The sequence below is a fragment of the Glycomyces sp. NPDC021274 genome, from assembly GCF_040641195.1.
Taxonomy (GTDB): Bacteria; Actinomycetota; Actinomycetes; order Mycobacteriales; family Micromonosporaceae; genus Glycomyces.
Map to the genome: position 1 here is coordinate 310,189 of NZ_JBFADC010000007.1, position 10,671 is coordinate 320,859.

Genomic DNA, 10,671 nt, shown 5'->3' on the forward strand with positions numbered 1-10,671 from the left:
CATATCGGCACACCTTCTAGAAGTCGTCCCATTTCAGTGTCTCCAGGGCCATGTCAGATTCGTCATCGCCTGATAGAAACTGCAATGTCGGTTCCTTGCGAAAGGGACGTCTCAGCTGCGAGGCCCCGAACCATGGCGTCGTGTCATGCTTGGTGACATGCCTGACGCTGATTCCGGACTCCTTCTTGATGGCCACCGATCCGGAGACCCAAGGATAGACCAGTTCGTCAATGATGACTCCGGCCGGAAGCGAAAGTTCGATGCTCCCGCCGCCACTCCCGGCGATGAGGATAATCGTAGGGCTGGCACGCAGGACACTGGTAATGATTACATGCTCAGGATTCCATTCGCTTCTGCGATATAGCTCTAGTAGGGAACGTTCCAGTTCGAGGAGGTTTCCGAGGGACTCGCGCCTGCAGTTTCTTGCTTGAAGATAGGTGGAGCCTTCGGTCCCGAACGTTATGCCGACTACAGGCGGCTGACCGATCGACGTCGACACTGATATCTGACTGGAGGTCGTGTAGTTCTGATCCGCCTCCGGGCCGACTGGTTCAACCTTAAAACGTACATTGAAGTCATCTAGATGGGAAACTTTCCTGAAGAGCCTATCCTTCATTACACCGACATCACCCAAATTGACTACAGACTGCGTTGGCCAAGTGGCGAACATCTGAAATTGTTGATAGATCTGTTGCATGTAGGCGCGGGAGATTGAAGCCATGAGGTTCCTACTTTCTGGTGCGGAGCACGATTTGCTCAGCGGTGATGTGAGGTCATGTCCAAATAGCGGCAAGGCTATCACTCTATAGCAGCAATCTTCGTCGCACAATGTGCACTTTTTCAAGCTCTGCTTGACCTCCAGGAGACACTGCTGCCTTTCGGATCAGCGACCTCCGGACCGTACCCGACACTCGTCCGACAGATCCGCAACCTTCCTGCGGCTGACCGCTGGACTTGGATCGTCATCGCCGCGTTCCAACTCGGTCGCCTGGTCCCTCACCGCCGATCTCCGCCTGCCTTGGGCGACCCTGTGAAGCGCCGAACCTTTCCGAACGGGCATCGCAACCGGTACAAAGCGTCGATCCGTGAGTTCGTCTCACGGATGATGGGTCGAAGCCGCGTTACGCGCGTCGAACCGAAGGAATTTTCCCACCTCCATGGGCATTTCGGGCATTGGCGCATCATCGCGGAACCGAGCGGAGCTGATTCCGAGATTAGGCGCCGCCTGTGGGACGAGGAGGCCGCGATCCGACATAGCGCCGAGCAAGTCTCGAGCGAAGACCGGGGAGATTGCAGCGGCTTCAGGATCTACCGCGAGAAGGTGCGAGGCTGCGCCGAGCTGATCGGCGAGGGCCACATGGATGGATTCGCGTTCGGGTTCGGGGAGTGCTTGGTAGAGGTCGCGGGCGATGGCGTGGGCGAGTTGCTGCTCGACGGTGTCGGCGAGGCCGGTGGGGATGGCGGGCGCGTCGGGGTTGTCGATGGCGAGGGCGGCACTGGCTGCGGCCCACCAGGCGTGGTGTCCGGCGCGGCCGGTTTCGAGGTAGGGGCCGAAGGGGTGGGCGGGGTCGTCGGTCTGGACCTGGTGGGTGTCGCGGTGGGCGGCGGTGAGGGCGATGGCGGTGCGCCATCGCTCGAAAGCGGTCTCGTCATCGCGTGGGGCGTCGCCGAAGGCGGCGGTCCAGGCGGGCCGGTCGGTGACGGCTTGGTCGGCGAGGTGGTCGACTCGGATGGTGATGGCATTGGCGGTGCGGTCGAGGAAGTCGCGGAGTTCGGCGGGGACGGCGTCGCTGTTGTGGAGGGTGCGGGGCGCGCCAGCCCAGGGGAGCGGGTTCGGAGCGTTCTCGATGGCTTGGGTGCGTTGGTGCCAGGTGAGTTCGTGTCCGGCTTCGAGTGCGAGGTCGGCGAGGGTGCGGCCGTCGGCGAGGCCGTCGATGAGTTCGGCGGCATCGCCTCCGGCTGCTTCCCAGGCCTTCGTCGTCCAGGTGAGGGCGGGCCAGGCTTGACCGGTGTGGGTGGGGTCGAGTTCGAGCAGACGGGTCTGGCGTTCGATGCGCCAGGCGAGGTTGGGTGCGACTTCGTCGAGGCCGTCGAAGTCGCGTTGCGCGGTCGCCCGGAGTAGCGCGTCGGCGGAGTATTGGCCATTGTGTTCAGCGCGGCGAAGTGCGCCGACCACGGCGGGCCAGGCCCGCTCGGCAGCAACCGCATTGGCAGTCTCGGCGCCGAGGAGCCCCGCGAGCTCGGTGCGGTAGCGGTCGGCAGGGCGCTCGGTGGCGACCGGATGCGCGGCGTTGGCGGGTGCGGTGACCGGCGCCGGACTGAGTGCGGTGTCGGTGTCGACCTGCGCGTCCGGGTAGTGGGGACGCAGGAGGGTGCGGTAGCGGTCGAGGTCGACTTTGGTCGGCTGTGCTCCGGTGGGCGGCGGGGTGTTGCCGTCCATGTGGGTGTTGATGCGGGCGACGAGGACGGCGGTGACGGAGTCGGCGTCGTCAACGGGGCCGCGGGTGATGGCGAGGGTGAGGATCTGCTCGGGGTCCCATCCGGCGGCTTCGGCTTTGGCGAGGGTGCCGGCGAGCGCGCCGAGGCCGTTCGCCTTGATATCGGCGAGGTCAGTGTCGTGCAGGAGGGTGCCGCCGACGCGGTTGATGAGGGCTTCGTAGTGGTGTTCGGCGGCGCGTTCGGTGGCGGTGCGGTACATCGGCACCAGCGTCGCCAGGGAAGCCGCGAGTTCGCGTTGGTGTTCGCGCTCCATGGTGGCGGCGCGGTTGGCGGGCTCTTTCGAGAGGATCTGTTCGGCGATTTCGCGGGCGGCGGTGGCGTCGGGGTCCCATCTAGGTTTGTCGCCGCGGTGGTCGGGATCGGCGGGGATTTCGGTGTGGGTGACGGCGTAGAGCGTGGTGGTTTCGGCGGCGCGGGTGGCGGCGACGTACAGGGCGTCGCGGGTCAAGTCGGCGGTCAGGAGCGGGTGGGCGGTGTCGACGGTCATGCCCTGGCAGCGGTGGACGGTGGCGGCGTAGGCGAGTTCGACGTGTTCGGCCACGTACTCGGCGGGCAGGATCGTGGTTCCGCGGCTGTCGCGGGACTTGACCTTGAGCGACCCGTCGGCATAGGTGCGTTTGACGGTCCAGGTCTGGCCGTTGCGGATGAAGTCCTTGCCGCCGTTGAACTTCAGCTTGTAGTTGTTGTCGCGGGTGACGACCCAGTCCCCGCGCCCGGCGGCCGAGCCGTTATGGAGCGCGACGCCGCCGGCTTTGACTTCGCCGGCGGCGATGCGGTCGATGCGAGCGCGGTCGGACAGTTCGGTGACGATCGTGTTGGAGTAGGCCATCATCAGGCTGGTCTTCCCCGCCGCGGTGTCGCGCATCCACCCGGAGTAGACGGCTTCGAGCATGGCGTCGCGGCTGCCACCGCGCAGGCGCCCGCGATCGGTGAAGAAGTCGAGACCGGCTGCGTCGCCCTCGCGGAGTTTCAACGACGCCTGGGCGAAGGCGGAGTCTTGGAAGCGGTGGAGGTCCCGCAGCTCGGTGGCCCCGGCTTCGGCGGCGATGAGCCGCAGCGCCCCGCCGGAGGCGACCGCGCCGAGCTGGCAGTCGTCACCGAGGAGCCGGATCTGAGCGCCCGTGACTTCGGCGAGGGCGGTGAGGCGGTCGAGGTTGAACGTCCCGGCCATCGACGCCTCATCCACAAGGAGCACGTCACCGGGTTTGAGATCGTGGACGGGCACGAGTGATTCTGGGTCGTTCGCGAGGTGGCGCAGGGAGGAGGCGAGTTCGGGGCCGGAGAGGAGATTGCCGGGGCAGACGGACCAGAGGAGCTTGTCGACCGTCGAGCAGGTGATGCCGAGGTCGGCTTCGAGGACCTTCGCGGCTTGGGCGGAGGGTGCGAGCCCGACCAGGTGTCGGCCCTCTGCTGCGAGAACTTCCTTGTATGCACGCATCGCGGTGGTCTTGCCCGAGCCCGCGGGGCCGATCCCGACTGCGAGGAGCCGGTCTTCGGCGGCGAACGCTGTCACCAGCTCCCGCTGCCCCTCGTCCAGCGTCCGCCCAGAGCGGGACTCGAACGCCGCGATCCGCTCCGCGACCGCGGCGAAGCTGGTCGAGTAGATGGTGGGCGTCTGAGCGGCTTTTACCAGGCGCGCTTCGGCATCGAGGACGGCCTGCGAGGTGTAGCGGGCCGACTCGTGCCGGACGAAGACCGAGACGCCATCGGAGCGTTGCAGCATCGCCGGGGACTCGACCGGCGGTGCGACGGTGAGGTTGATCGACCGGCCCTCGCCGAGCGCATAGGAGACGACGATGTCGGCCGCGGCGCGTTGCGCGTCCGGGTCGGTGAAGGTGAAGTCGGCGCGGAGCTGGCGCATGGTCTCGGCGTGGACGTTCCACCGCGTCCAGGTCGCGCGTCCGGCCGACACTTCCTGGAGCACCCGCGCTGCGACCTTTTCGACCTTTTCAGGGGCGAGCGCGGCGACCGCGTCGGGGCGCGGGGTGGTGGGCACGGCGGCGGCGACCTGGCCGATCACGGAGGGACCGAATCGGCCCACCGCTTGCGCAGTCCAGTCCTGGCGGGCCTCGGCGAGGGGTCGGGGCCGGTCTTTGCCTTCGCGGGTCTCCAGGGTGGCCTGCTGGGCGAGTTCCCGTGCCGTATTCGGGTCGGGTTCCCGGCCGTGACGGGCCCGGAAGTCTGCGCGGAGTTCGGCATAGCGGGCCTCGATCACGCTGCGCCGCGCCGAAAAATGCTTGAGCACCGCGGGGTCGATACCGTCGATCTCCCGCACGAGCCGACCGTTCCGGGCCGGGCCAGGTCGTTCGGTGAAACTGAGGCCGAGGCGGGTGGTGAGTTCGGCTTCGATCGTCGAGTTGTAGGTTTCCGACGCGGCGACGCCGATCGCGTACAGCGCCGACCCGTCGAGGGACCGCCACTTCCCGTCGGTGCCTTGGACCTTGTTCGCCACCGCGAGGTGCGTATGAAGGTCGGGATCGCCCGAGCGTGAGTCGTAGTGATCGAAGGCGGTCGCCACGAGCCCGGTGGTCTCGATCTGCGCGGCCCCGCCGACCCCGGCCCGGGTGAACGCCGCATGCTCCTCCAGCAGCTCGACGACCGCAGTGACGGCGGCGTCATGCGCGGCCTTGACCTCCATCCGGACCCGCTCGTCAGGGTGGAGCGCCCACAGCACCGACACCGACTTCACCGGCGTGAACACCAGGTCGTACCCCGCGACCCCGGCCCGCTGGCGGTGCGACTCCTCCCGCTTGACCTTCGCGACCTCCGCTGCGGTCGGCTCGCGGCCGGTCTCGGAGGTGATGTCGCCCAAGCGTTTCGCCACCCGCTCGTCGAACGGGTCGAGAACCTTGTAGGCGGGGAACTTCTGCCCGAGCTTCCCGGCACGCTCGGCCGCGGCATGGACGCGGCCCCGCTCGGTCTCCGACAAGCCCGGGACCAGATGCGCTTCGAGATAGGCGTCTTGACGCGCCTCGGCATTAGGGTGGAGCCCCTCGCCGAACAGGTTGCGCATCTGGGCCTCGTCGACTTGCTGACCGGCCTTCAGGCCGAGCGCGGCGATGCCCGAACCGGTCCACCGGCCCGGCGGGTTCCCGCCCTGCGTGTAGTAGTCCGCCGCCGACTGCCCGACCTGACGCTGGGCATCGCCGCCGGCGACCTGGCGCGTGAGGTAGGTGTAGCCGTCGCCGACGGACAGCTTGTGGACCGTCATCACCGCAAACCACCCCCGCCCGCAATTCTCGTGACAATTCCCGATCGTCAAAGGTAGCGGTTCTCTCGCGCTGCTCAAATACCATTTGGTCCTGATTCACGAAACGTGCAAGAGGTGTGTCCTTCATTTCGACCGGGCTCATCTTGGCCGACGTCAGTACTGGTAGAGGCGCTCTAGTCCCGGCTGGTGCCTAAAGTGGTCCTGGTCTGTCATTAGGAGGTCCGGGCAGTGCCGATGGCTCATGGAATTGCAAAAATCTGTGGTTGCGGGATCATCCAGATCGCGTTTATGGTCGCTGGCATGAACGATTTCGAGAGAACACCGCAACCGAGTAAACGCACATTGGCGACGCGTCGCGCTGGCGAGATCCGCCGGCAACGCATCGCCCAAGTCCGCGAGCGTGAGACACGGATTGAGGGGACCGTGATCGACGTCCTCACCGCGAAGCTCGCTGTCGAGGAGGGGCGTCTCGCCATAGCGGCGGGCGTCCAGGAGCTGCAGCAGCTGGGCGAGACGCAGGAGAGCATCGGCAAGCTGTGCGATCTGACCATCGGCGAGGTCCGCGCCTTCCTCGCCGCCGCTCGCGATCAGGAGAGCGCGACAGCGTAGGCCGGTTCAGAGCTCGACGCCGTCGTCCAGGTCGGGCAGTTCGGGCTGGACGTACCGGGTGTCCTCGGTGGCGTGGCGGCGGACGGCGGCACACAGGGACGTGGCGGTGATGGTGGCCGGGAGCGCGGCGCGCAGTTCGGCCATGTCCTCAGCGGCGGTGAGGGTCTGCCAGATCGAGCGGTAGCGTTCGGCTTCGGCTTGTCGGAGTTGCTCGCGGGCAGACTGGAAGGCCGCCTCGGCGGCTTGCAGCGTCGCGAGGACGTCGGTAGGGGGCTCGGGCTCGGACACGGGGAACCTCCCATCGCGATGACGAAGCCCCGCCCGCTATGAAGCGGGCGGGGCTGGTTGATGTCGGTCTATGCGTTGACATGCTTGGCGGTCAGGGCTGAGAGGGCATGTGGGGGAATCCCGGCCTGGAGCGCTTGAAGGAGCATCAGCGCGAGCCGGTACTGCGGGCTGGCGTTGAGTGCCTGTTCGAAGGCTTCGCGGGCGAGGACGCCGTTGCCGGATCGGTAGGCGCACCACCCGGCAGCTGTTAGGACCGGCACGGCCAGGTCGTCCTCGAGATGGCGTGCGACCCATATCCACAGGTCGGCGTTCTTGCTCGGGTCGATGTCGCTGGCGATGAGCGCGTGGTCGCGGACGTCCAGGTCCCCGAGAGCGAGCCCGAGTATCGCGATGTCGGCCGCCTCGTCGGGAAGTTCGGCGGCGCTGAGCCACTGGTCCACGGCCGCGAGATCGATCTGGCGCTGTTCGGCCCACGAGAGCTCGGCCTCGGCGGTGACGGCATCGTCTACGGCGGTGGCGACCGCGGCGCGGCGAGCGGGGTCAGCTGGGAACAGGAGTGCCGTGATCGCGGCGCGATCCGGGTGGCGCACCACGCCGGAGGCGGCCAGGGCGGTGCCGATTGCGGAGCGTTCGGGGACGGGAAGTCCCTCGGCCGGGCAACAGTAGTCGGCGCAGGTCGGGTTGTAGAAGCGACCGTCGGTGACGCGGATGGTGTCGATGACCTTGATCTGGCTGTCTCGGAAGTCGAGTGCGGTGCGGTCGAGACAGGCGGTGGCGAGCTCGGTCTCGCCGTAGGCGATCAGGACCGCGCCTTCGCAATCGTTGACCGCGGCCTGCGCGGTGAGCGACGGGAGGCGGTCGAGGTGGTCGAAGCTACCGGGCAGGTCGACGCGGAAGGTGCAGGCGAGCTGACTGTCTTTGAGGCAGACGACAACGAGGCTGTGTTCGGGCTCGAAGCCGAGCAGGTAGGGGACGGCGCTGACGAGGTCGGAAGGACCGTTGAGGGCGAGCTTGGTTCGGGTGGTCATGGCGGAACTCCAAAAGTTCGTGAGAACGAGCGGTGTGTGGAAAAGGGAGCGGGGCGGCCTGGTAGCCGCCCCGCGGGAGAAGCACTAGGCCGGCACTGGTTCGGGTGCGGGCTTGGCGTTCACGCCCGCCCACGGGTCCTCGACGGTGACCGGTCGGGTCTCGCCGTCTGCGGTGCGGACCTCGGCGTTCGCCACACGCTCCTTGCGCGTGGGGGTGACGGTGCCGAAGCGGAGGCTCGCGGCGACGTTCTCGGCGGTGACCTTGAGGTGGGCGAACCCGTTGCTCTCCTGGGCGAAGAGGGAGCGGGCGGTGACGATGACGGTGTCGTAGCGCTTGAAGCTCGCGAGGACGTTGTCGGCCAGGGCGCCCCAGCAGGTGATGTCGAAGAACTGGGTCTTGCCCTCAGCCCACTTGCCGGAGGCGTCGCGGTAGGTGGGTTTGTGGGCGAGCTCGAAGCGGACGCCCTGGTTGCCGTTCGGGGTCGCGCTTGACGATCTGGCCTTCGACGGCGAAGTGGAACTCCATGATGTGACTCCTTGTCGGGATTGCTGCTGGCGCGGCGGCCGGGTCTCTCCCCGGGTGTTGTGCCGCTGTGGTGAGACCGCGTCAAGCCCGGCGGGAAAGCGAGGCACGTCAAGGGCGGCTAGCATCTTTGTTCGCAGCGACGAAGGAGCGCCCCGGCGAAGAAAGTGCGCAGGTGCCCTTGCGAGCGACGAAGGAGCGGTGCGGAGCGGCCGTCGGGTAGCGTGCTCGCACCACAGCGGCACACCCGGGCAGACGAACCGGACTGCGCCAGGGACACGACGAGGAGAATCCCGGGCATCGCCGACATCACAGGCCCGGAGCGGCGCGAACGACCTGTCGCGCCCGCATGGTGATGACCGTGGTCGATTCGTATCGCAGGCATCGCTGGTCGAACGCAAGCGGAGTGGCGCGGAACCGACGAAGGCTCTGCTAAACGGGAGCGGCAGCGCTCGGTGCCCCCGCCGGCTCGACTCTTGTCATGCCGCCTACCCAGCCGGGCTGTTTCGCTCCAGCGAGCAGCCAGGCGGGGCGACAATCGTCTGATGAGCCAGGATGCGCCGATTATCATTCAGACCAGCACCGATGCGTCACTGATCCTGTCGCTCCTCGGGCCGCTTGCGCTGTTGGTCGGTGTGGTGGTGACGTACTTCTTGACGCAGCGCCTCGAGCATCGAAAATGGCTTCGAGCATGTCGGATTGACGCCTACGTGGCCTTCTTCTCATCGGCCAACGAAGTGCTGGCGGCGAGAAAGCAGGACGGGGAGACCTTCATGCGAGCGATGCGTCAGCACATGAACGCCATGATGAGGGCGGAGCTGGTTGCTGGTCCTGAGGTCCACCCCAAGCTCGAGGCATGGAGCGGTGATGAGTACAACGACGAGCTTCTTGCGATCTTCAAGGTGATTCGGGAGGAGCTCAACGTTAGAGAAAAGTGGATCTAAACCTGGGCGTCGACAGCGCTATCCGAAGAGCTCGGTCTCTTTCAGGTCGAAGTCCACGCGCGAGGTCGACCCGCAGTCGAGGAGGCCAGCCAGTTTCGTGAGTTCGTCGGCGGCAAGACCGGGGAGGAACGGACGCCCCATCGAGTCGGTGCATGCCAGTACACTTAGGCCCCCAGCGTCCGTCAGGTGCCCAAACTGTGCGGCTCCGAGCCCAGGATCGGTGCACATCGGCCTAACTGGTACGAAAGCACGGTCGAGATGAACCCTGCACCGCAGCCTCGTGGAAGGCACTGCTTCCTCGAAGCTGAAAGTGATCATTACGCTTCTGGAGGAACAGTGCCCAATGCTGCTAAGGCGGACGGCGAAAAGTCCCATGGCGCTACTTTGTCGCCGACGGATACAGACTCGACTCCGATTTCCGCACTGCCTGTACGGACGCTAGCGTCGCTCGCCCCGCGCTATGAAGATGCGCAGCATGGAACGTACCTCCGGCGTCTAGCACAAGAGGTCGCCAAACCGGACCACCTCAATATCGCGCTCACTGGCCGATACGGCACGGGGAAGTCCAGTGTTCTCGGCGAGTTCGAGAAGCAGACCAAACTGAATACGTTGCGGTTGTCGATCTCTACCCTGGGTCCGAACGGCGATGATACGACGCTGACCAACCGTATCCAGAAAGAGCTTGTCAAACAGCTCATCTACAGCGCGTCACCGACCACCATGCGCCACTCGCGGTTCCGGCGCCGTGTTCCGCTCTCTTTGTGGCGGCCTGTGGTCGAGGCAGCGGTGTCTATCGCCCTGATTTGGGGTTTCCTCGCGCTCATGGGCTGGCTTCCGGCAGTGGCTGGCACCGGTCCCGAACATCCTTGGTTCGTTCGCACCGCAGCCTGGTTCAGCCTCGCCGCCATTGTGGGTCTGGTCTTTACCGTTGTGCGTCACATTCTGCACGACCGCTACGTGATTGCAGATCTTTCAGCAGCCGGCGCCACCGTGAAGCTCTCGGAGCGCAGCCACACTTACTTCGACGAATACCTCGATGACATCGTCAACTACTTCGACACTGAAGAAATCGACGTAGTCATCTTCGAAGATCTTGATCGCTTCAACGACCCCCAAATCTTCGAAGCGCTGCGCGAACTCAATACCCTCCTCAACAACACCCGGAAACGCACTCGCAAGAAGCTGCCATTGCGGTTCATCTATGCAGTGCGCGACAGCCTGTTCGAAAAACTCGGCACCGATAGCAAGGCCGAAGGCGACGACGCCGCGAGGGCCGAAACCGTCCGCGCCAACCGCACGAAGTTCTTCGACATCGTCATACCCATGGTCCCGTTCATCTCTCACCGGAACGCACGCGACCTCCTTGGCGACCTGCTGAAGGAGAAAGGAATCACCGGCATCGACCGACAGCTGGTCGACCTGGTCGCCCGGTACTCCACCGACATGCGGCTGTTGAACAACATCTGCAACGAATACCAGGAAGCTCATGCAAATGTCTCGTTCGGGTGAAGTCGTGTCTTCGTTGCCCTGATTACCGATGGTGAGCGGCAGCGGGCTCGTGGATTCCTT

At 65.7% G+C, this 10,671-nt stretch carries 8 protein-coding genes; 3 read left to right on the plus strand and 5 right to left on the minus strand.

The genetic code is table 11. The annotated features are described in order from the left end of the window. Nucleotides 1-16: 16 nt before the first annotated feature. Nucleotides 17-721, minus strand: coding sequence for a hypothetical protein (locus tag AB0I03_RS17820; RefSeq protein WP_360413868.1), 705 nt, complete (start codon nt 719-721; stop codon nt 17-19). A 375-nt stretch (nt 722-1,096) separates the two neighbouring features. Further along, complete coding sequence (gene mobF / locus AB0I03_RS17825) at nt 1,097-5,710, minus strand: MobF family relaxase (RefSeq protein ID WP_360413871.1); 4,614 nt, start codon at nt 5,708-5,710, stop codon at nt 1,097-1,099. Nucleotides 5,711-6,010: 300 nt separating this feature from the next. On the opposite strand from mobF, the gene AB0I03_RS17830 reads away from it, so the two are divergent. Further along, a complete protein-coding gene (locus AB0I03_RS17830; protein ID WP_360413874.1) occupies nt 6,011-6,319 on the plus strand; it encodes a hypothetical protein in 309 nt (102 codons plus the stop codon). A gap of 6 nt (nt 6,320-6,325) precedes the next feature. Here the strand turns inward: AB0I03_RS17830 and AB0I03_RS17835 are convergent, their stop codons facing one another. The 3 genes from AB0I03_RS17835 to AB0I03_RS17845 all read right to left on the minus strand — a co-directional run bounded on the left by AB0I03_RS17835 (nt 6,326) and on the right by AB0I03_RS17845 (nt 8,268). Continuing rightward, nucleotides 6,326-6,607, minus strand: a complete 282-nt coding sequence (locus tag AB0I03_RS17835) for a hypothetical protein (protein WP_360413877.1) — start codon at nt 6,605-6,607, stop codon at nt 6,326-6,328. A gap of 68 nt (nt 6,608-6,675) precedes the next feature. After that, nucleotides 6,676-7,635, minus strand: coding sequence for a DUF4192 domain-containing protein (locus AB0I03_RS17840; protein ID WP_360413880.1), 960 nt, complete (start codon nt 7,633-7,635; stop codon nt 6,676-6,678). Nucleotides 7,636-7,719: 84 nt separating this feature from the next. Then, nucleotides 7,720-8,268, minus strand: a complete 549-nt coding sequence (locus AB0I03_RS17845) for a single-stranded DNA-binding protein (RefSeq protein ID WP_360413883.1) — start codon at nt 8,266-8,268, stop codon at nt 7,720-7,722. Between the two features lie 435 nt (nt 8,269-8,703). Here AB0I03_RS17845 and AB0I03_RS17850 point away from each other — a divergent pair, with 435 nt between their 5' ends. Both AB0I03_RS17850 and AB0I03_RS17855 read left to right on the plus strand, forming a co-directional pair. Then, complete coding sequence (locus AB0I03_RS17850) at nt 8,704-9,102, plus strand: hypothetical protein (protein WP_360413886.1); 399 nt, start codon at nt 8,704-8,706, stop codon at nt 9,100-9,102. A gap of 336 nt (nt 9,103-9,438) precedes the next feature. Beyond that, on the plus strand, nt 9,439-10,611 hold the full coding sequence (locus AB0I03_RS17855; protein ID WP_360413889.1) for a hypothetical protein: 1,173 nt from the start codon (nt 9,439-9,441) through the stop codon (nt 10,609-10,611). The last annotated feature ends 60 nt before the right edge of the window (nt 10,612-10,671 follow it).

Coding starts and splice junctions, on each gene's coding strand:
- AB0I03_RS17820 (WP_360413868.1), bottom strand. CDS start 721: ATGGCTTCAATCTCCCGCGCCTACATGCAACAGATCTATCAACAATTT.
- mobF (WP_360413871.1), bottom strand. CDS start 5,710: ATGACGGTCCACAAGCTGTCCGTCGGCGACGGCTACACCTACCTCACG.
- AB0I03_RS17830 (WP_360413874.1), top strand. CDS start 6,011: ATGAACGATTTCGAGAGAACACCGCAACCGAGTAAACGCACATTGGCG.
- AB0I03_RS17840 (WP_360413880.1), bottom strand. CDS start 7,635: ATGACCACCCGAACCAAGCTCGCCCTCAACGGTCCTTCCGACCTCGTC.
- AB0I03_RS17850 (WP_360413886.1), top strand. CDS start 8,704: ATGAGCCAGGATGCGCCGATTATCATTCAGACCAGCACCGATGCGTCA.